Below are 19,865 nucleotides of genomic sequence, written 5' to 3' on the forward strand. Positions count from 1 at the left end.
GGCATGATCCTTCCGTGCCGGCCCGTCCCCGCTCGTCTCCTGCGAAGACCACTTCCGCCCGGTGGCGGGACGCCCCGCCCCGCCGTGAAACTTCCACGCGGTGCTAGCCGCCGTGCCCGCCGTGGAAGGGGGATGTCACGCCCTCGTACCGCAGATGCGGGGCCGTCCCCTGGTCGGCGTGCGCGAGGTTGTGGCAGTGGTTCATCCACACGCCGGGATTGGCCGCGCGGAACGCCATCTCCCGCACCTCGCCGGGCCGCACGTCGAAGGTGTCCAGCCACAGCGGGCTGCCGGACGGTGAACCGCGCCGGGATTGCTGGAGGCTTTGATGTACCCCGAGTTCGGTGGAGTCGGTTTGGTTGACTCTCATGCCGACTGGACGTTCGGGTAGAGCATCTCGTATTCGATGGGGGTGAGCATCCCCAAGGCACTGTGTCGTCGTTGCCGGTTGTGGAAGATCTCCAGGTATTCGAAGATCGCATTTGCCAGTTCGATCCGGGTCCTCCATCGCTTGCGGTTGAGCAGCTCGGTCTGCATCCGTCCCCAGAACGACTCGATGACGGCGTTGTCGAAGCAGTCGCCGATCGATCCCATGGACGGGACCAGGCCAGAGGCCTTGGCGCGTTGGGTGAAGGGCCAGGAGGTGAATTGCACTCCGTGATCGGAGTGAATCAGCGTTCCAGGCGGTGGTGTGCGGTTGTGGATGGCCATGCCGAGCGCGTTGGTGACCAGCGTTGCGGTCTGGCCGGCATCGATGGACCATCCCACCACCCGGCGGGAGTAGACGTCCAAGACGACGTAGCAGTAGACCTTGCCCTCGCGGGTGGGGTGCTCGGTGATGTCGGTGACCCCCAGCTCGTTGGGGGCGCCCCGGGCGAACTGGCGCTCGACCAGATCCGCGGCGGTGGGGGTCTGATGAACGGGCCGGCGGCGCTTGTTGCCGGGCAGGCCTTTGATACCGGCGCGGTGCGTCAGCATGGCCACCGCACCGTGCCCGACCGCGATGCCGCGCCCCATGGTGAGTTCAGCGTGAACCCGCAGGCCGCCGTAGACGCCGTTGGATGCGGCGTGCACTTTGCGAATTTCGTCGGTCAGCCAGGCGTGCCGGAGCGTCCGGGCCGAGGGCGGCCGGTCTCGCCAGGCGTAGAAGCCCGACTCCGACACGTTCATGATCCGGCAGCAGACCTGGATGGGGAGCCCTTCGGCGGCCATCACCGCGATGGCCTCGAACCGCCTTTTGGGGGCACCGCCTCTCTCAGAAGCTCTGCGGCGCGCCTGGTCACGGCCAGCTCGGTCTCCAGCTCAGCGATCTTGCGCCGGGCCGCGACCAGCTCAAGGTGATCGCAGGAGGTGATGCCGGGCTTCTGACCGGTGTCGATCAGCTCCTGCTCACGCCAGTTGTAGATCGTCTGGTCGCTGATCTGTAGATCGAAGGCCACTTGCCGCACGGTCCGGCCGGCCTTCAGCAGGTCCTCCGACCTTGCGGCGAAACTCAGGGGGATATCTCTTAGACATGCCGACCTCTTGAAGGGAGCGGAGGCATGTAGTCAATCAAAGCGACTCCACGAAAGCCGGGGTACATCAGTTTCGATGTCCGGTCCGACAGAAGGTGCACCAAGCGGTGAAGGCGTTCCCCACACCCTGACCACCAGTGCCCACTACGTGAGTGCTCCGACCCGGCAGGCAGGTGCTGAGCGGGCCCTCGAACAAGCCTTTTCCCGAACTCCGGCACCGTATCCGGCCTGCCGGACTCTCACTCAGGTTCGAGCGCCGGTTACCGAAGCCGGCCATTCGATGATCCGGTCGACGCCAGGTGGCGGTTCGGCGGCGGCCCGGCCCGGAATCCCGCCGGCAGCATCACCCGCTCCGCGTCCGCCGCCACCGCGAGGCGGGCACAACCCGCCCTCATCGCGCCGAATCCCCTGCCGCTTTGCCGATCTTTATCCCCGCTGCGGGCTTTTCCCGAGCTGCTGGGGGGCAGTCCAATGGCGAGCCGCCGACGAAGAAGCCGCTGCCCAGCCAGCGCTGCCACTCCAGCCCGCAGCAGGCGGGAGAGGCCGCGCGGGCGACCTGAGCCGTGTGCCTTCCGCCCGCGGCGGAAGGTACACGGGGATGAGGCGCGGGCTTAGGGGACGATGCCTCCCTCCTCCCAGGCCGCCCGCGTTGCCGGGAGGACGCCGATGAGCCAGGTGTGGTGGATCGCGGTGCGAGGATTGTTCGGAGGCGTTCTTGTGATGACCTTCGCCATGATCGGTGAGATGACGACGCCGAAGCGGTTCGCCGGCATCTTCGCCGCCGCTCCCGCTGTGGCGCTGGCCGGGATGACGGTTACGGTGTTGAACGAGGGCAGCCGCGCGCTCGCGGAGTCCGCGCTCGGCATGATCGCCGGGGCGGTGGCGATGGTGGCCTACTGCGCGGTGGCCGTGCCCCTGGTGCGCCGCCTGGGCGCTCTGGTGGGGTCGCTGACGGCACTGGCGGCGTGGGTGGCTGTCGCGGGCGCGGGCTGGGCGCTGATGACATGAGCGCGGGAGAGAAGATCCGGCTGCGGCCTTCCAGACTGCGGAACACACCGGTGCGTGGGCTGGCGGTGCGCTTCGGCTTCGGCGCGCTGGTCTCGGTGGTCGCCGGCTTGGTCGGGCTACAGCAGGGGCCGGTCACGGGAGGGGTGTTCCTGGCCTTTCCTGCCATCCTGGCCGCCACGCTGACCCTCATCGAGGAGAAGGAGCACCGGCGCGCTCCGGCCGCCCAGGACGCCCGGGGTGCGGTGCTGGGCGCGGCGGGCATGATTGTCTTCGCCGGGTGCGTCTGGGCGCTGGCCGCCCGGCTGCCTGCTCCGCTCGTCCTGGGAATCGCCACCGTGGCGTGGGCGGTGATCGCCGCCGCCCTGTACCTGGTGTTCGGCGCCCGTCGTGGCCGATGAACCCAGTGGCCTCGGATCACCCGCCTTCGGCCGGGGAGGTAGCGCTATGAAAGACCCGAGGTGTATGCGGTGATCGGCCTGGTTTTGCTGGCCGGAGATGCGCGTCCGGGCAGGTGGTCGAGGAGTTCTATGTCGCTGTCTGGGCCCGGGATGGCGGCCGGGCGTGCGCCTTGCTGACACCGGCCGCCGTGAACTCGCTCGCCTCGGGCGGGCCCGACTGCGCAAACGCCGTCCTTGAGTGGCGTTTACCCGGCCGGGGCCCGCGCGGGTAGGCCGCCTCTGGGGTGGAACCGGAAAACCTTCCGAAGCGGCTTCATGGCGATACCGCCCCGGGCGAACAGAGCTCCGAGCCCGCAGTAAGGAAACCCGCCCATGATCGACCGCCCGTTCCTGCGCCGCCTGACCCGCGCCGCGAGGCCACCCAGGGTAGACGGACGGATCCGGATAGGCGCCGACGGAAAAGCGTCGGCCCTTTCCTCCCCCGTCGTGCAACCCCATCGCGGATATAGGTCCAGAGACCTACCAACCGGAGTAGGACTTTCCACCCTGTTCAGTGAATATGGGCACAGACCCTGTGGGTTCACATCGCATCAGCGTGATCTCGCCTCGGGAAACTTGTGCGCCCCCCTTTGGGGTGGCACACCGGCTCAGCTCCGCTTCATCCGTTCCCGAAGCTTCGCGCGGGCCCGAGCGCCTGAGATGGCTTCCCTGGATTGAACTTGCTCCGCTTCGGCGGACACCATCGTTGTGGTGGTCAGGCCGCTGCGGCGGCCTCGTGGGCGGCAGGGCTACGGTAGCCCAGGCTGCTGTGCAGGCGGTGCAGGTTGTACCAGCCTTCGATGAACTCGAAGATCGCGCTGTGGGCGGCGGCTCGGGTGGGCCAGGGCTGGATGTCGAGGAGTTCTCCCTTGAGGGTGGCGAAGAACGACTCGGCCAGCGCGTTATCCCAGCACTGGCCGGTGCGCCCGACCGACAGCCGCACCCCTGGCCGCATGGCCAGCTGGGCGTAGGCGGCGCTCGTATATTGACAACCACGATCCGAATGGAAGATCACCGGCCCGCTCGGCCGACGACGGGCGCAGGCCTGCTGCAGGGCCTCGGCGACCAGATCGGTACGTAGGTGACCGGCGGTCGCCCAGCCGACCACCCGGCGGGAGGCGATGTCGATGACGGTGGCCAGATACAGCCGGCCCTCCTCGGTCGGCACATATGTGATGTCGCCGCACCAGCGCGTATCGATGGCCGCCGCGTCCGGCATGAAATCGCGCTCGATCAGGTCTGGCCGCAGGCTCGCGTACGGATCGGAGATCGCGGTCTGCCGCCGGCGGCGCCGATACCGTCCGGCCAGACCGAGCGTGCGCATCAGCCGGGCCACCCGCCGCCTGCCACATCGCTGCCCGTCCTGCTGCAACTGCGCGTGCACCCGCGGTGCGCCGTAGCTGCCCCGCGGGCGCACGTGCACCTCGGCGATGCGCTCGGCCGGCGAGGACGCGGCTTCTTCTTCCCCATGCTCTCCATCATGGACATCCTTTCGGGGACGAGCCCCTGATCTCGAATGTCCGTCAAACCGGATCAAGCCCACCCTCAGCGGTTGCGGCTTGCGGAGGCGGTTGAAGAGTGAGTAGACGGTTAATCGTCTGCTGGGCGGCCTCTTCGCGCTGTTCGGCGGCTTGAGCACGGAGTTCGGCCCCTTCCAGCGCCTTTTGCAGGACCTCCAGTCGGGCGCCGGCCACCGCGATTGCGGTGCGTGCCTCATCGCGCTGGATGCCGGTTCGCCGCAGTTGTTCACGTTCGGTGGCGAGTTCCTCGCGCACCTGGGTGGTCTCGGCGCGGGCCGCCGCGACTTCCTGGTGTGTCTTCTCCCGGGCGGTCTCGGCGCGCTCGGCTCGGCTGGCAGCGGCTTTCAGATCGGTATGTGCCTGGTCGAGAGCGGTGGTGCGGTCGGCCAGGGCGGTTTTTAGTGCGGCGATCTGCCGGTCGTGTTCGGTGGCCGCGGCGCGGGCCTGGCGGCGTTCGGTGTCCAGGACGCCTTGCAGAGCGTCACGTTCGGAGGTGATGCGCCGGGTCGCGCGTTCGGCGGTGGTGGCGCGTTCGGCGCTGGTGGTGGCGTTTTGCTGGGCGTGGGTGCGGGCGGATTCGTGCTCGCCGGCGGTGCGCCAGGCCGCGCGTTCGGACTCCTCGGCGCGTTGCTGGGCCGCGGCGGCTTTTTCCATCGCTGTCTCGCTGGCGGCGATCGCGGCCTTGGCCTTGTCTTGAGCGGCGGTGGCGCGCCGGTCGGCGGCGGCGACGTGGTCGGCAGCGCGCTGCTCGGCGGCCGCGGCGGCGGCGCGGGCCTCTTCGGCGGCTTGTTCGGCGGCGTCGATCTGGGTGAGCGCGCCGGTGGTCGCGGCGTGCAGCGCCTCGCGGAACGCGGCCAGCTGGACGCTCCACTGCTCGCCCGCGGCCAGCAGGTCCCCGCTCAGCGCGCCGGTGCGGCGCAGCGCCTCGGCGACCATCGGGGTGTGGGTGGCGGTGCGGGCGCGGTGTGCGGCGCTGCGGCAGGCGTCTCCGCAGTACAGGGCCGGGCGGCCGCTGCGGCGCCCGCCACCACGCCCGGTGGGTTCCAGCCGGTTGGCGCAGCCCGAGCGGGCGCACATCCGCCCGGTATCGGGATCATCTGGGCCTGTCTCCAGGGGGGCGGAGGGGGCGACCGCGTGGGAAGGATCTTCAGTCATCGACAAAGAATAGCATCGTATCGTTCGTGAACGATCGCTTTTCGTTTCGATACGAAACGAAATTTCGAAGATCAATGCATCCCAGGCAGGCTTGCGATAAGTTGCCTTATCGCAAGCCTGGAACGCCGAAATAGAACCAATGGTCCTATGAATCAACAGGAGCAGTCGCATGAACCTGGAGCACCCGGGCAACGATGACGGCACGATGCTGGGCCTTGACGGCGATGACGGTGCCGAAGTGGATGCCTTCCCCGATGAGCCGAGCCCGTCTGGGACCGCGCTCGCTCGGCGCGCTCCGGCCGACGATGCGGCACGGATAGACAATGCGGTCGTTTTGGACGGAGTGACGGTCACCGACGGTCGGCGTTCGGCCGACGATCAGGTGACTGAGGAGGCGGCGCGGCTGATCGCGGCGGCTCCTGCGGCCAACACCACCCGCGCCTACGCCCGCGTCTGGGCCGACTACCTGGCCTGGTGCACCGCCACGGGACGTACCCCGCTGCCGGCCACCGGCGCGACCCTGGCCAGTTTCGTCGCCGAGCTGGCCGGGCGCGGCCTGGCTCCGGCCAGCATCGACCAGGCGCTGGCCTGCGTGTCGTCCGCGCACGGCAAGGCGGGCTTGGCCAGACCGCACACCACCGCCGCCCGCGACGCGTTACGCGCCTACCGTCGCGCCTGGAGCACCAAACCGGGCAACACGGTGCGCAAGGCCCCGCCGATCACCATCGACATCCTGCGCAGCCTCATCGCCCACACCCCCGACGACACGCCTACCGGGATCCGGGACCGGGCCGCGCTGGTGCTCGGCTTCGCGCTGATGGGCCGGCGCAGCGAACTCGCCGCCCTCGACTGCGAGCACCTCACCTTCCCGCGCCAGGGTTTGGAGGTGTTCATCCCCGTCAGCAAGACCGACCAGGACGCCGCCGGGCAAACCGTCGCGGTCCCCTACGGCTCACACCTTTCCACCTGCCCGGTCCGCTCGGTGCAGGCCTGGCTGGCCGTGCTGCACGAGTGCGGCATCACCACCGGGGCGCTGCTGCGGCCCATCGACCGCTTCGGCCGCATCGGCGGCACCCCCGGCTGGGCCGGCCGCAGCGGGCTACGCTTGTCCGGCGTCACGCTGAACACCATCGTCAAGGACGCCGCACTGCGCGCAGGCCTGGCCGACGCCGAACGCTACAGCGCGCACGGGCTACGCGCCGGCGGCGCCACCACTTTGGCCGATGCGAACGTGCCTACCGGCAAGATCGCCGAACAGGGCCGCTGGAAGCCCACTTCCCCCACCGTGCACGGCTACGTCCGCGCCGTCGACCGCTGGAAGGACAACCCCATGGGCAAGGCCGGGCTGTAAAAAAGGGGGCAGAGCGAGGTGAGCGGGCTATCACAGCAGTGCGGCCAAGACGCTGTGACGTTCACCTGTCGGCAGTGCGGAGAAGGCCGCCAGGACGTACTGGGTCGCCACGTTGTAGGGCAGCACACGTGCGTAGGAGTTTCGCAACATAACCGCGCACGCTGGCAGAGGGTGAACCGGGCCGGGATTGCTGGAGGTGATGTACCCCGGCGCGGTTCAGGATCGTCCGGTTGGCCAGGCTGGAGATCAGGACCGCGAGCAGTAACAGCGCGGAGAAGGCGAGCAGCAGGTTCATCGGCGGGCTCCGGTCCGGTCGGGGACGTGTGAGAAGAACTGCCGACCAGACTTCCCGGCGCACCGCCGCGCACCCTAACAACCCCGCAAGCCCGCCGATACGCCGCCCATCGATCACGGTCGCCGGTGTCCTGCTCCCGCCCGGCCCACCGGGTGCAGGGAAAGGTGTTTACAGAACAGGCCAGTTGGGCAATATGTCACCTTTTGTGGTGGTTTAGCGCCTATTTCGGGTAGGGGAGAAGCAGGAAAAAGGAGCGACGGCATCACCGGCTGGGGGGGAGGGTCATGAGGAAACCGCTGAACTTCCGGTTGATCACCTCCTGTGTCGCGTTCATCGTCTTGCTGGCGCTCACCCTTGGCGCCGGGATTTCCCAGGCGTGGCCGCTCTTCCTGGCGGGTCTCGCGCTGACCGCGGTGGCTGCCGCCTGCGCGCTGGTCACCGGGGAGTGGCTGGCGACCCTGCGCAGGGGCCGCTCCCCCAGGTCCGGAGCCCGGCGCCGCTGAGCGCCGACGGCCAACGGCCGGCAGGAGGGTGCCGCGTGGCCCGCTCCGGATCCGGCGGAGACTCCGGGTGGGGGTCGGCCTGGTGGTGCCCTCCAGCGGCATGACGCGCGCGAATGCCTGCGGCAGGCTGGCGCGGAGCCGGTACCGGGCCACCTCGTATTCCTCGGTGAACAGGCCGGTGGTGTCGCGGCTGGACCGGATTCGCCCGAGGCGGCCGGGCCTGGAACCGGCCGGTGGGGTGGACGGGGGCGGGGGTATATCCCAAGGTGAGAGCGGTCCTTTGACCGTCTGAGGGGGAATGACCGATGGCTTCGACGACCGTTGCCGACTATGTGCTGGAGCGCCTGCGTGAGTGGGGGGTCGAGAGGGTTTTCGGCTATCCGGGCGACGGCATCAACGGCCTGCTCGCCGCCTGGGGACGGGCCGGGGACCGGCCGGTGTTCGTCCAGGCGCGGCACGAGGAGATGAGCGCGTTCGAGGCGGTCGGCTACGCCAAGTTCGGCGGCCGCCTCGGGGTCTGCGCGGCGACCTCGGGGCCGGGCGCGATCCACCTGCTCAACGGCCTCTACGACGCCAAGCTCGACCACGTCCCGGTGCTCGCGATCGTCGGCCAGACCAACCGCAGCGCGATGGGCGGCTCCTACCAGCAGGAGGTCGATCTGCTGTCGCTGTACAAGGACGTGGCCGGCGCCTACGTGCAGATGGTCACCGTGCCCGAGCAGCTGCCGAACGTGCTGGACCGGGCGATCCGGGTGGCACTGGCCGAGCGGGCCCCGACCGCGGTCGTCCTGCCCGCCGACGTGCAGGAGCTGGACTACTCCGCGCCGGGCCACGAGTTCAAGATGGTGCCCTCCAGCATCGGGATCGACTGGCCGACGATCTCTCCGGACGAGGAGGCGCTCCACTACGCCGCCGACCTGCTCAACGCCGGCGAGAGGGTCGCGATCCTGGCCGGTTCGGGCGCCCGGGGGGCCCGTGAGGAGCTCCAGCAGGTCGCCGGGCTGCTGGGCGCGGGCGTGGCCAAGGCACTGCTGGGCAAGGACGTGCTCTCGGACGAGCTGCCGTACGTGACCGGCTCCATCGGGCTTCTGGGCACCCGGCCCAGTTACGAGATGATGAGCGGCTGCGACACGCTGCTCACCGTCGGCTCCAGTTTCCCCTACACCCAGTTCCTGCCGGACCTGGACCAGGCGCGGGCCGTGCAGATCGACATCGACCCCAAACTCATCGGCATACGCTACCCGTACGAGGTGAACCTGGTCGGCGACGCCGCGATCACCCTGCGGGCCCTCATCCCGCTGCTGGAGCCCAGGCGGGACCGCTCCTGGCGCGAGGGCATCGAGTCCGGCGTCGAGCGGTGGTGGGAGACCATGCGGATGGAGGCGATGGTCGAGGCCAAGCCGGTCAATCCGATGCGCCTGTTCCACGAGCTGTCCTCGCGGCTGCCGGCCGACGCGATCGTCGCCGCCGACTCCGGCTCGGCCGCCAACTGGTACGCCCGCAACCTACGCTTCCGCGACGGCGTGCGCGGTTCGCTGTCGGGCACGCTGGCCACCATGGGAGCGGGCGTGCCGTACGGGATCGGCGCCAAGTTCGCCCACCCGGACCGTCCGGTGATCGTGTTCGCCGGTGACGGGGCGATGCAGATGAACGGCCTGGCCGAGCTGATCACCGTCAAGCATTACTGGCGCGACTGGTCCGACCCTCGGCTGATCGTCGCGGTGCTGCACAACAACGACCTCAACCAGGTCACCTGGGAGATGCGCGCCATGCAGGGCGCGCCCAAGTTCCCGCAGTCGCAGACCCTGCCGGACGTGGACTACGCCTCCTTCGCCGCGAGCCTGGGCCTGGGCGCCCTCACCGTCGACAGCCCCGAGCAGGTCGCGCCGGCCTGGGAGCGGGCGCTGGGTGCCGACCGGCCCGTGCTCCTGGACGTGCACGTCGATCCGGACGTGCCGCCGATCCCGCCGCACGCGACCTTCGAGCAGATGAAGGACGCCGCCGAGGCGCTCCTGCGGGGCGACGAGAACCGCTGGGGCGTCCTGCGGGAGGGGATCAAAACCAAGATGCAGGAGTTCCTGCCGCACCGCGACGGCGGCAGGTGACCGGCCCCACGACCGGCCCGCTCGTCGAGGCGGTCGAGGCGAGCGCCTACACCGTCCCGACGGACGGGCCCGAGGCCGACGGGACGCTGGCCTGGGACTCGACCACGATCGTGCTGGCGCGGGTGCGGGCCGGTGGCGGCACCGGTCTCGGCTGGACGTACGGGCCCGCCGCCTGCGCCTCCGTGATCGGCGACCGGCTGGCCCCGGTGGTGCGGGGCCGCGCCGCGCTGGACATCCCCGCCGCCTGGCAGGCCATGGTCCGCGCGGTGCGCAACGACGGCAGGCAGGGAGTGGCCGGGTACGCGCTCTCCGCCGTGGACGTGGCGCTGTGGGATCTCAAGGCCCGCCTGCTGGACCTGCCGCTGCACCGGCTGATCGGCGCGGCCCGCGAGGAGGTCCCGGTCTACGGCAGCGGCGGGTTCACCACCTACGACGACCGCGCGCTCACCCGCCAGCTCACCCACTGGACCCAGGAGCGGCGGATCTCCCGGGTGAAGATCAAGATCGGGGAGTCCTGGGGCGCGAACCCAGGCCGCGACCTGGAGCGGATGCGCCTGGCCAGGCAGGTCGTGGGCGAGGGCGTCGAGTTGTTCGTGGACGTCAACGGCGGCTACACCGTCAAGCAGGCCGTCCGGGTGATGGGCGAGGCGGCCGGGCTGGACGTGCGCTGGCTGGAGGAGCCCGTCTCCTCCGACGACCTCGACGGGCTGCGCGAGGTCCGCGCCGTCGTGTCGCCCGAGGTCACCGCCGGGGAGTACGGCGGTGACCTGACCTATTTCCGGCGGATGTGCCAGGCGGGGGCGGTGGACTGCCTGCAGGCCGACGTGTCGCGCTGCGGCGGGATCAGCGAGTGGCTGCGGGTCGCCGCCGTCGCCGCCTCGTACGGCCTGCAGCTCTCCGGGCACTGCGCGCCGCACCTGCACGCGCACGCCGCCGCGGCCGTTCCCAACCTGCGCCACCTGGAGTGGTTCCACGACCACGCGCGGATCGAGACGATGTTCTTCGACGGCGTCCTCGACCCGGACGACGGGCTGCTGCGGCTCCGCCCGGACGCGCCGGGGCACGGCCTGAGCCTGCGCGGGGCCGACGCCGAGCCGTACCGGGTCGGCTGAGACGTCGGGCCGCCCGCCAGAGCCCGGCTCCGGGCGGAAGCCGGATCCGCGGACGTGGCGGACCCCGGCTCCGGCTCCAGCAGAACTCCATGCCGGAAAGTTCCCCGCTTTTACTCAATTTAGTGATATGCCGGGTATATAGCCGTACGTGTCTCTTTATCGCAGTCTTAGCGATCGGGTGGACGGGGAGGTGCGGCGCGACGAGGGGTCGCTGGCCGCCTACGCCCACGACTCCTCGAACTACCGGCAGACCCCGTCCGTGGTCGTGGTGCCCCGCACCGTGGAGGCCGGGGCCGAGGCCGTGCGCGTCTGCCACGAGCACGGGGCGCCGATGCACTCCCGGGGCGGGGGCACCAGCCTGGCCGGGCAGTGCTGCAACGAGGGCGTGGTGATCGACTGGTCGAAGTACTGCACGCGGCTGCTGTCGGTGGACGGCGAGCGGGCGCTGGTCGAGCCGGGCATCTGCCTGGACGATCTCAACGCCGAGCTGGCGGACCGGCACCTGATGGTCGGTCCCAAGCCCGCAACCCACGACACCTGCACCATCGGCGGGATGATCGGCAACAACTCGTGCGGCGCCTCGGCGCAGGCGTACGGGAAGATGGCCGACTCGGTGATCCGGCTGGAGGTGCTCACCTACGACGGCCTGCGGATGTGGGTGGCAGAGACCTCCGACGAGGAGTACGAGCGGATCCTCGCGCCGGGCGGGCGCCGGGCGGAGATCTACCGGGCGATGCGGAGGCTGCGCGACGAGAACCTCGCGCTGATCCGGACCCGCTACCCGAACATCCCGCGCCGCGTCTCGGGCTACAACCTGGACTCGCTGCTGCCGGAGAACGGCTTCAACGTGGCCCGCGCGCTGGTGGGCAGCGAGTCGACGCTGGTCACGGTGCTGCACGCGGAGATCAGGCTGGTCGAGGTGCCGCGGTTCCAGTCGCTGGCGGTGCTGGGCTACCCCGACATCGCCACGGCGGGCGACATGGTGCCAGCGATCGTGAAGCACCGGCCGCTGGCGCTGGAGGGGCTCGACCACGAGATGATGGACCTGGCCCGGGTCGAGCACGCCGCCGGGCAGGACGTGCTGGACAGGCTGCCCAAGGGGTCGGGCTGGCTGATGGTGCGCTTCGGCGGCGACACCCGCGAGGAGGCCGACGAGCGGGCCAGGAAGCTGCTCGGCAAGGCCAAGAGCGCGCACACCACCTATCTCGACGACCCCGCCGAGGAGGAGCGGGTGTGGAAGGTCCGCGAGGCCGGGCTGGGCGTGACCGCCTACCCGCCGGACAACCTCGACACCCACGAGGGCTGGGAGGACGCGGCCGTCCCGCCGGAGCGGCTCGGCGACTACCTGCGCGACTTCCAGGCCCTGCTGAACCGCTTTGACTACCACAACTGCTCTCTCTACGGGCATTTCGGGCAGGGATGTGTGCACACCCGGATACCGTTCGACCTGGACGACCCCGAGGGGGTGGCGAAGTACCGCCGGTTCGTCGAGGAGGCCGCGCACCTGGTCTCCTCCTACGGCGGGTCGCTGTCCGGCGAGCACGGCGACGGGCAGTCCCGGGGCGAGCTGCTGCCGATCATGTTCGGCCCCGAGGTCGTCGGGCTGTTCGGCGTCTTCAAGCGGATCTGGGACCCCGGGGGGCGGATGAACCCGGGCAAGATCGTCAACCCGTACCGGCTGGACGAGAACCTCGACCACCTGGACTACCATCCCGCCGAGCCGGAGACGTACTTCGGCTACCCGGACGACCACCACCGGTTCACCCACGCCGCCGCCCGCTGTGTCGGCGCCGGCAACTGCCGCTCCACCTCCGGCGGGGTGATGTGCCCCAGCTACCGGGTCACCCGGGAGGAACGGCACAGCACCCGAGGCCGGGCCCGCATCCTGATGGAGATGATGCGCGGCGAGACCGTCACCGGCGGCTGGCGCTCCAGGGCGGTGCACGAGGCGCTCGACCTGTGCCTGTCGTGCAAGGGCTGCCGCGGTGAGTGCCCGGTGCATGTGGACATGGCCACCTACAAGGCCGAGTTCCTCTCCCACCACTACCGGTGGCGGCCACGGCCGGCCGCGCACTACTCGATGGGCTGGCTGCCCCTGTGGGCCAGGATCGCCTCCCTCGCCCCCGGAGCGGTCAACGCGTTCACCCACGCGCCCGGCCTGAGCGGGCTGGTCCGGCTGGCCGGGGGCGTGGACCGGCGCCGCGAGCTGCCGCGCTTCGCCACCGAACGCTTCACCGACTGGTTCCGCGACCGGCCGCCGGCCGAGGGCGACCCGGTCGTGCTGTGGCCGGACACCTTCACCAATAACTTCCACCCCGGCGCGGCCGTGGCGGCGACGCGCCTGCTGGAGGCGCACGGCTACCGGGTCGAGGTGCCGCCGGTGCCGCTGTGCTGCGGGCTCACCTGGATCTCCACCGGCCAGCTCGCCACCGCCAGGCGCGTCCTGCGCCGGACGGTGGCGGCGCTGGCCCCCCGGCTGCGGCGGGGTGTGCCGGTCGTCGCACTGGAGCCGAGCTGCGCCGCCGTCCTGCGCTCCGACGCGCCCGAGCTGCTGTCCGGCGACCCCGACGTGGAACTGCTCGGCCGCCAGACCAGGTCGCTGTCGGAGATGCTGCTCGACCGGGTGCCGACCGCCCCGCCGCCGGGCACGGGAGTGCGCGCGCTCGCCCAGCCACACTGCCACCAGCACGCCATCTGGGGCTTCGACGCCGACGCCGGGCTGCTGAAGCGCGCCGGGATCCAGGTCGAGGTGCTGGACGTGGGCTGCTGCGGGCTCGCGGGTAACTTCGGCTTCGAGCGCGGCCACCACGAGATCTCGACCGGGGTAGCCGAGCTGGGGCTGTGGCCCGCCGTACGGGCCGCGGACGAGGGGACCAGGATTCTCGCCGACGGCTTCTCCTGCCGTACCCAGATCGAGTCCGGCACCCACGCGAAACCGGTCCATCTGGCCGAACTCCTCGCCGAGGTGCTGCTACGGCCGTCACCGGGCCCCGCGCGCCGGGAGGAGAAGCGGGTGCGCCTGGGCGGGATCCGCTGACCGCCGGGTGCCGAAGGGGGGTCGCTCCATGGTGGACGAGGACGCCACAGGCTTCGCTCCGCAGGTGCTGCGGCAGTACGCCTTCCTCGCCGACGGGTATCGCGGGGCCCTGATCGGCCCGAGAGGGGACATCGGCTGGCTGTGCATGCCGCGGTGGGACTCCGACGCCGTGTTCACGAACCTGCTCGGCGGCCGTGGCATGTATGCCGTCACGCCCACCGACGCACGGTTCGTGTGGGGCGGGTTCTACGAGGGCGGCTCGCTGATCTGGAACAGCCGGTGGGTGACCTCGCACGGCATCGTCGAGTGCCGTGAGGCCCTCGCCTTCCCCGGCGATCCGGAGCGTGCCGTGTTGCTGCGCCGGATACGGGCCGTGGACGGCCCCGCCCGGGTGGCGGTGATCCTCGATCCGCGGGCGGGTTTCGGCAGGCGGCCCATGCGTGAGCTGCACCGCGAGGCGGGAACCTGGAGCGGACGCACCGGCGACCTGCATCTGCGCTGGACAGGTGCCGAGCATGCCCGCCAGGGAGGGGCGGGAGATCTGCGCGCCGAGCTGCGGGTGCCCGAGGGCGGGCATCACGACCTCGTCCTGGAGCTGGCCTGCCGCCCGTTCGAGGGGGCGCCCGTCGATCCGGTGACGGCGTGGCGCGCCACCGAACAGTCGTGGTTCGTCGCGGTGCCCTCCCTGCGGGGGTGCGTCGCCCACCGCGACGCCGTGCACGCCCACGCGCTGCTGCGCGGCATGACGGCACCGGGCGGGGGGATGGTCGCCGCGGCCACCACCTCGCTGCCCGAGCGCGCCGAGGCCGATCGCAACTACGACTACCGCTACGCCTGGATCCGCGACCAGTGTTATGCCGGTCACGCGGCGGCGGCCGCCGGTCTCGACGATCTGCTGGACGCGGCGGTCGCGTTCATCACCGCACGGCTACTGGCCGACGGCCCCCATCTGGCCCCCGCCTACACCACCGGCGGCGGCCGGGTGCCCGAGGAGCGCGCGCTGCCGTTCCTGCCCGGCTACCCGGGGGCGCCGGTCAGGGTGGGCAACTGGGTGACCGGGCAGCTCCAGCTGGACGCGTTCGGCGAGGGGCTGCTGCTTCTCGCCGCCTCCGCGCGCCGGGACCGGCTGGACATCGATTCCTGGCACGCTCTGGAGGGCGCGGTCGACGCCATCGCGCGACGGTGGCGGGAGCCGGACTCGGGAATCTGGGAGTTGCCCCCGCGGCAGTGGGTGCACTCCAAGCTGACCTGTATCGCCGGGCTGAAGGCCGCGGCGGCCGTCGCCCCGGCCAGGCAGGCCGCTCACTGGCGGGCTCTGGCCGACAGCGTCCTGGCCCACACCTCACGGCACGGGCTCCACCCGTTGGGCCACTGGCAGCGCGCTTTCGACGATCGGCGGGTGGACGCGGCCCTGCTCATCCCGGCCGTCCGCGGCGCCCTGGCGCCCGACGATCCGCGGACCGTCGCCACGCGCGCGGCCGTACACGCCGAACTCGAACGCGACGGATACCTCTACCGCTTCCGCCAGGACCGGCGTCCCCTCTGCGACGCCGAGGGCGCCTTCGTGCTGTGCGGGCTGATCGCCGCGCTCGCCGCGCACCAGAGTGGCGACGAGATCGGGGCGACCCGCTGGTTCGAACGCAACCGTGCCACGTGCGGCCCGCCCGGCCTGTACGCCGAGGAGTACGACATCGGCCAGCGGCAGTCGCGGGGCAACCTGCCCCAGGCGTTCGTGCACGCGCTGCTGCTGGAGTCGGCGGTGACGCTGTCGGCGTCAGGGCCGGGCAGCGCGGATGCCTTCCCGTAAGGCGGCCGGTGTCACGGTTTGCCGCTGTCGCGCAGTCCGGCCAGGCTCCAGGCGAGGGCGACCCCCGCGTCGGACAGGGCGACATGGCGCCATCGGTGGTCGGCAGCCCCGAGCGCCAGGGCGGTGCCGGCGTGCACCAGGTCGATCACGGCGCCACCGGCGAGCACCGCCTGGCTGGGACGAAGGCCCGACCAGGCCGCCTGCCCCAGTTGCCTGGCACCCAGCAGGCGGGCGACGGCCTTCGCCATGTGATCGCCTCTCCCCCCGAGGACGCGGAGCACCTGCGAGGGCGCCAGCAGCAGTGCCAGCCCCCATGCCGCGCGTGCGACCTCGACCGCCCGCACCGGCGGCAGCCTCCCACCGGACCGTTCCTCGAAGGACCCTGGCCGCGTCGTCCCCGCCGTCTCGCGCCCACGCGCCCACGCCAGAGCGCCCAGACCCGCCGTCAGGGCCGATGCCGCGAGCAGTCCGTGATGCTGGGAAGCCCAGAGCTGGGGGCTGCGCGTTATGGCCTTGTGGTCGAAGGAACCGTGCGCCCCCTCGTCGGTGCCGGGTTCGTCGTCGGCCGGGCGCCACAGGTTGGGAGGGTCGCGGTGGGTCACCTCGGTGGTCTGCTGGGAGCCGTAACCCGTCCAGCCCAGGTACCGGTCCAGGAGTCCGGGGATCACCGCGTTGGCGAGGAGCGTCGCCGCGGTCGAGACGCCGACCCAGTATTCGCGCCGCCGCGGGTGATCCGCCGCGTAGAGGATGGCGTCGGCGGGGATCTCGGGCTGGTAGATCGGGGGAACGGGCTGGGGATGGCCGGGCAGGCGCGACAGCACCCAGTCGAACTGCGGCGTGTTGACCGCCGGCATCTGCACCATGGTGACCCGTACGCTGCTTTTGTCGTGCAGCAACTCGCAGCGCAGCGACTCGTTGAACCCCTGGATGGCGTGCTTGGCTCCGCAGTACGCGCTCTGCAGCGGGATCCCCCGGTACGCCAGCGCCGAGCCGACCTGGACGACCACGCCGTGATCGCGGGGTAGCATCCGCCTCAGCGCGGCCCGCGTGCCGTTGACGAAGCCGAGGTAGGTGACCTCGGTCGCGCGGCGGAACTCGTCGGGGGTGATCTCCGTGAAGGGGGCGAACACCGAGGAGAAGGCGACGTTCACCCACACGTCGATGGGACCGAGCTCGGCTTCGGCCCGCTCCGCGGCGGCGTCGATCTGATCGTGATCGGCGGTGTCGGCCGCGATGGTCAGCGCCTCGCCGCCCGCCCGGCGCACCTCGCGCGCGGCCCCCTCCAGGCCGTCGGCGCCTCGTGCGATCAGCGCCACGGCGTCGCCCCGGGCGGCGAAACGGCGGGCGGTGGCCCGGCCGATGCCCGCGCTGGCTCCGGTGATCACTACGACGCGTCGTCCATCTCGCGTTGTCATGGCTCGGCTCCCATCGTGCAGGAGTCGACATACCCGACCAAAAGCGACAAAACACGTCAAAAGGGTTAATCTTCTTATGGTCGCTGCGTTCACATGAGGTAGCACAGCCAGAGGTACGGCGTCACCAGCGCGATGGCGGTGAAGGCGACGACGAGCCCGTATTTGGTGAACTCCCAGAAGCTGATCGGAGTGCGGTTGCGGGCGGCGATGCCGATGACGACGACGTTGGCCGCAGCGCCGAGCAGGCCAAGGCCAAGCGCGAGCGGCTGCGCATCTGGTCGGGCCGGTGCGACACCACCAACACCCCGGCCCGACTCCGACCCCGGCACCCACCTCGACGCCGGATCCACCCTCGGGCGGAAACGATCCCCGCTTTCCCACCTGCGCGGCGGCCAACGCCGCCGGATACGGGCCCTACCGGCGCGGAACCGATCCCGAGTACGCCTGGCACCAAGACCGCGACGGCGACGGCGTCGTCTGCGAGCGCTGATCCTGGCCTCGGAAAGCTCCCGTCCGTGAAGGGCGGGGGCTTTCTGCGATGGGGTGAGATATCGCCCGGCGTCCTCGTCGACGGCCTGAATCTCCGACTGTCGGTTTACTCGCTGCGCAGGACTTCGCAGCCGTCGAACAACTCTGTGACCGAAACGTCGAGGGCGTCGGCGATCTGGAAGACGTTGTCCAGCCGGGGGCTGTACATGCCGTTCTCGATGCAGTTGATGGTTTTGCGGTCGACGTCGGCGAGTTCTCCGAGGCGTTCCTGGCTGAGTCCTTGACCTTCCCGCACGTCGCGTAGCCGCAGGCCGAACTGTCTGCGCAGCTCAGCGAGGCGTGGCGTGATCGGGGCGGGCACTTACCCAAGGTGGCGTGCATGATCCTCAAAGGTCTGTACCAAGTTTGGTACATATAACGGAGGGTGATCAGCGTCCGCCCCCACGCAGCCGGGAAGCTGACGGCGACCCCTTTGCTCACCTCGGCAAACCTGAAGAGGCAACCATGATCACAACGGAGTCGCGTCGCCCCGCCCGCACAGTCGCCGTACCACGCCGCAACCACCACGGCGGCCACTCCCCCGCCTGGCTGCTGGTCCAAGCCGCCCAGCTGTCGTGGGAGATCAACTCCATCCTGTCCCTCATCCACGGCGCACGCCTCAACCTCACCGAGGAGCTGTCCATCCAGCACGAGGCGACCCAAGCTTTGATCAACGCCACGCACGCCGGCGTCATCGTCGAATCCCGCCTCCCGTTGGCCCCCTCCTGGAGCAGCGGGGTACCGCGCCCGCGCTCGGTGTTCGCCCAAGCCCGCGAGGCCGGCAGCGATCCGCAGGCGGTCATCCCGGAGATGTTCGCCCCCGCCAAACCCGACATCCCCGCCGAACACCTGCAGGCGCTGAGCGAGGCTTCTCGCCCTGACCTCTTCCCGCACGCCCAGTGCTCCGGCGTCAACCTCAGTGGGTGTTTGAGAGGTGATCGAAGACCTCTCAAACACCCACTTAGTGAGCGTTTGGCTCATAAGTAGGTTGTTTTGTGCTTGTTTCCGCAAGCAGCGGAAGGCGTGCGGGGTGGAACGTCTGGGGAACCCGGTATCCACAGTGGCACGTGGGGTGGATGCGACAGCGATCTGCGGCCTTCCTCCTGTCTGATTCCACGATGACCTGAGGTGAGCTCTTTGTGGCTGGCGGCGGCGCTGCAGTTCGCTGTCGTGACCTGCAAGCCTCTGGGCTTGACGACCTGCGGGCGGTAGGCCGTTTCCATGGCTGGACCTCCCCCCTATCCCAGTGATCTGTCCGATGCCCGCTGGCAACTGATCGAACCCGTCCTGATCGCCTGGCGCGCCCGCCGCCAGGCAGGCGCGCCAGGCTTCGGACGGCCTGCCGAGCACGATCTGCGCACCATCATGAACGCGATCGTGTACGTGGACCGCACCGGCATCGCTTGGCGCTACCTGCCGCATGATTACCCGCCCTGGGCCACCGTGTACTGGTACTTCGCCGCCTGGCGCGACGAAGAGGTGTTCACCGAGCTGAACGGGCTGCTGCGCCGTCTGGTGCGCCAGGCCGAAGGCCGCAACCCCGAGGCATCGGCGTGCGTGATCGACGCACAAAGCGTCAAGACCTCCGCCAACGTCCCGGTCACCGGCCAGGGTACGGACGCGGCCAAGAAGATCGTCGGCCGCAAACGCAGCATCGCGGTCGACACGCTCGGTCTGCTGCTCGCCGTCTTGGTCACCGCCGCCGGCGTGCAGGACTCAGCCGCCGGCATCTCTCTGCTCGACCAGCTCGCCACCGGCCATCCCACCCTCAGCAAGGCCTGGGTCGATGGCGGCTACCATCGCGCACACTTCATCGACCATGCCGCCACCCTCGGCATCGACGCCCAGGTCGTACCCCGAGACCCCGCCACCCGCGGGTTCACCGTCCTGCCTCGCCGATGGGTCGTCGAACGCACCTTCGGCTGGCTCATGCAGCATCGCCGCCTGGCCCGTGACTACGAAACCCTGCCCGCCACCTCCGAAGCCATGATCCACCTCGCCATGATCGACACCATGACCCGCCGCCTCACCGGCGAAAACACCCCAAACTGGCGCGGAACCTGAGTACCCGAACCAGA

17 protein-coding genes and 1 pseudogene are annotated in these 19,865 nt (G+C 70.3%); 11 read left to right on the forward strand and 7 right to left on the reverse strand.

The features are described 5' to 3' along the window. Positions 1-103: 103 nt before the first annotated feature. Positions 104-370, reverse strand: a complete 267-nt coding sequence (locus ACFFRH_RS41480; protein ID WP_386163476.1) for a multicopper oxidase domain-containing protein — start codon at positions 368-370, stop codon at positions 104-106. Then, a pseudogene (locus ACFFRH_RS41485) lies at positions 367-1,515 on the reverse strand (IS3 family transposase). The gene ACFFRH_RS41480 and the pseudogene ACFFRH_RS41485 overlap by 4 nt, the downstream one beginning before the upstream one ends. A 665-nt stretch (positions 1,516-2,180) precedes the next feature. Here ACFFRH_RS41485 and ACFFRH_RS41490 point away from each other — a divergent pair. Continuing rightward, entirely contained in the window at positions 2,181-2,522 is a 342-nt protein-coding gene (locus ACFFRH_RS41490; RefSeq protein WP_386163478.1) for a DUF3147 family protein, read from the forward strand. Next, positions 2,519-2,920, forward strand: a complete 402-nt coding sequence (locus ACFFRH_RS41495; RefSeq protein WP_386163481.1) for a DUF3147 family protein — start codon at positions 2,519-2,521, stop codon at positions 2,918-2,920. Before ACFFRH_RS41490 ends, ACFFRH_RS41495 begins: the two co-directional genes overlap by 4 nt. Before the next feature lie 754 nt (positions 2,921-3,674). Here the strand turns inward: ACFFRH_RS41495 and ACFFRH_RS41500 are convergent. Next, complete coding sequence (locus tag ACFFRH_RS41500; protein WP_386163483.1) at positions 3,675-4,598, reverse strand: IS3 family transposase; 924 nt, start codon at positions 4,596-4,598, stop codon at positions 3,675-3,677. Then, positions 4,483-5,805: a hypothetical protein gene (locus tag ACFFRH_RS41505; protein ID WP_386163485.1), complete on the reverse strand. Its 1,323-nt coding sequence runs from the start codon at positions 5,803-5,805 to the stop codon at positions 4,483-4,485. The genes ACFFRH_RS41500 and ACFFRH_RS41505 overlap by 116 nt, the downstream gene beginning before the upstream one ends. Between ACFFRH_RS41505 and ACFFRH_RS41510 the strand changes: the two genes are divergently transcribed. The 6 genes from ACFFRH_RS41510 to ACFFRH_RS41535 all read left to right on the forward strand — a co-directional run bounded on the left by ACFFRH_RS41510 (position 5,804) and on the right by ACFFRH_RS41535 (position 15,844). After that, on the forward strand, positions 5,804-6,985 hold the full coding sequence (locus ACFFRH_RS41510) for a site-specific integrase (RefSeq protein WP_386163487.1): 1,182 nt from the start codon (positions 5,804-5,806) through the stop codon (positions 6,983-6,985). The two genes, ACFFRH_RS41505 and ACFFRH_RS41510, sit on opposite strands and share 2 nt — an antisense overlap. Positions 6,986-7,564: 579 nt before the next feature. Continuing rightward, complete coding sequence (locus ACFFRH_RS41515; RefSeq protein WP_386163489.1) at positions 7,565-7,783, forward strand: hypothetical protein; 219 nt, start codon at positions 7,565-7,567, stop codon at positions 7,781-7,783. 305 nt (positions 7,784-8,088) lie between these two features. Beyond that, entirely contained in the window at positions 8,089-9,888 is a 1,800-nt protein-coding gene (locus ACFFRH_RS41520; protein ID WP_386163491.1) for a thiamine pyrophosphate-requiring protein, read from the forward strand. Further along, positions 9,885-11,000, forward strand: coding sequence for an enolase C-terminal domain-like protein (locus tag ACFFRH_RS41525; protein WP_386163493.1), 1,116 nt, complete (start codon positions 9,885-9,887; stop codon positions 10,998-11,000). Before ACFFRH_RS41520 ends, ACFFRH_RS41525 begins: the two co-directional genes overlap by 4 nt. Positions 11,001-11,190: 190 nt before the next feature. Beyond that, complete coding sequence (locus tag ACFFRH_RS41530) at positions 11,191-14,037, forward strand: FAD-binding and (Fe-S)-binding domain-containing protein (RefSeq protein ID WP_386163495.1); 2,847 nt, start codon at positions 11,191-11,193, stop codon at positions 14,035-14,037. Positions 14,038-14,065: 28 nt separating this feature from the next. Then, the gene (locus ACFFRH_RS41535; protein WP_386163497.1) at positions 14,066-15,844 is read left to right on the forward strand and encodes a glycoside hydrolase family 15 protein; all 1,779 of its coding nucleotides are present in this window, start codon (positions 14,066-14,068) and stop codon (positions 15,842-15,844) included. Positions 15,845-15,855: 11 nt separating this feature from the next. On the opposite strand, the gene ACFFRH_RS41540 is transcribed toward ACFFRH_RS41535, so the two are convergent. Next, a complete protein-coding gene (locus ACFFRH_RS41540) occupies positions 15,856-17,259 on the reverse strand; it encodes an SDR family oxidoreductase (RefSeq protein ID WP_344748850.1) in 1,404 nt (467 codons plus the stop codon). An 89-nt stretch (positions 17,260-17,348) separates the two neighbouring features. After that, entirely contained in the window at positions 17,349-17,588 is a 240-nt protein-coding gene (locus ACFFRH_RS41545) for a hypothetical protein (RefSeq protein WP_344748869.1), read from the reverse strand. Here ACFFRH_RS41545 and ACFFRH_RS41550 point away from each other — a divergent pair. Beyond that, entirely contained in the window at positions 17,546-17,749 is a 204-nt protein-coding gene (locus ACFFRH_RS41550; RefSeq protein ID WP_344748852.1) for an excalibur calcium-binding domain-containing protein, read from the forward strand. The genes ACFFRH_RS41545 and ACFFRH_RS41550 overlap by 43 nt on opposite strands. A 105-nt stretch (positions 17,750-17,854) precedes the next feature. On the opposite strand, the gene ACFFRH_RS41555 is transcribed toward ACFFRH_RS41550, so the two are convergent. After that, positions 17,855-18,109 (reverse strand): helix-turn-helix transcriptional regulator, encoded by a 255-nt coding sequence (locus ACFFRH_RS41555; protein ID WP_344748854.1) that lies wholly within the window; start codon positions 18,107-18,109, stop codon positions 17,855-17,857. A gap of 143 nt (positions 18,110-18,252) precedes the next feature. On the opposite strand from ACFFRH_RS41555, the gene ACFFRH_RS41560 reads away from it, so the two are divergent. Both ACFFRH_RS41560 and ACFFRH_RS41565 read left to right on the forward strand, forming a co-directional pair. Further along, positions 18,253-18,774, forward strand: coding sequence for a hypothetical protein (locus ACFFRH_RS41560; protein WP_344748855.1), 522 nt, complete (start codon positions 18,253-18,255; stop codon positions 18,772-18,774). Positions 18,775-19,008: 234 nt separating this feature from the next. After that, entirely contained in the window at positions 19,009-19,851 is an 843-nt protein-coding gene (locus ACFFRH_RS41565; protein WP_386163501.1) for an IS5 family transposase, read from the forward strand. Positions 19,852-19,865 lie beyond the last annotated feature (14 nt).

Origin of the sequence: Streptosporangium vulgare (assembly GCF_042428775.1) — a bacterium.
Classification (GTDB): Bacteria; Actinomycetota; Actinomycetes; order Streptosporangiales; family Streptosporangiaceae; genus Streptosporangium; species Streptosporangium vulgare.

Excerpts from the sequence above, each read along its gene's own strand:
- ACFFRH_RS41495 (WP_386163481.1), top strand. The coding sequence starts at position 2,519 with ATGAGCGCGGGAGAGAAGATCCGGCTGCGGCCTTCCAGACTGCGGAAC.
- ACFFRH_RS41510 (WP_386163487.1), top strand. The coding sequence starts at position 5,804 with ATGAACCTGGAGCACCCGGGCAACGATGACGGCACGATGCTGGGCCTT.
- ACFFRH_RS41515 (WP_386163489.1), top strand. The coding sequence starts at position 7,565 with ATGAGGAAACCGCTGAACTTCCGGTTGATCACCTCCTGTGTCGCGTTC.
- ACFFRH_RS41540 (WP_344748850.1), bottom strand. The coding sequence starts at position 17,259 with ATGACAACGCGAGATGGACGACGCGTCGTAGTGATCACCGGAGCCAGC.
- ACFFRH_RS41480 (WP_386163476.1), bottom strand. The coding sequence starts at position 370 with ATGAGAGTCAACCAAACCGACTCCACCGAACTCGGGGTACATCAAAGC.
- ACFFRH_RS41505 (WP_386163485.1), bottom strand. The coding sequence starts at position 5,805 with ATGCGACTGCTCCTGTTGATTCATAGGACCATTGGTTCTATTTCGGCG.
- ACFFRH_RS41560 (WP_344748855.1), top strand. The coding sequence starts at position 18,253 with ATGATCACAACGGAGTCGCGTCGCCCCGCCCGCACAGTCGCCGTACCA.
- ACFFRH_RS41490 (WP_386163478.1), top strand. The coding sequence starts at position 2,181 with ATGAGCCAGGTGTGGTGGATCGCGGTGCGAGGATTGTTCGGAGGCGTT.
- ACFFRH_RS41535 (WP_386163497.1), top strand. The coding sequence starts at position 14,066 with ATGGTGGACGAGGACGCCACAGGCTTCGCTCCGCAGGTGCTGCGGCAG.
- ACFFRH_RS41520 (WP_386163491.1), top strand. The coding sequence starts at position 8,089 with ATGGCTTCGACGACCGTTGCCGACTATGTGCTGGAGCGCCTGCGTGAG.
- ACFFRH_RS41565 (WP_386163501.1), top strand. The coding sequence starts at position 19,009 with ATGGCTGGACCTCCCCCCTATCCCAGTGATCTGTCCGATGCCCGCTGG.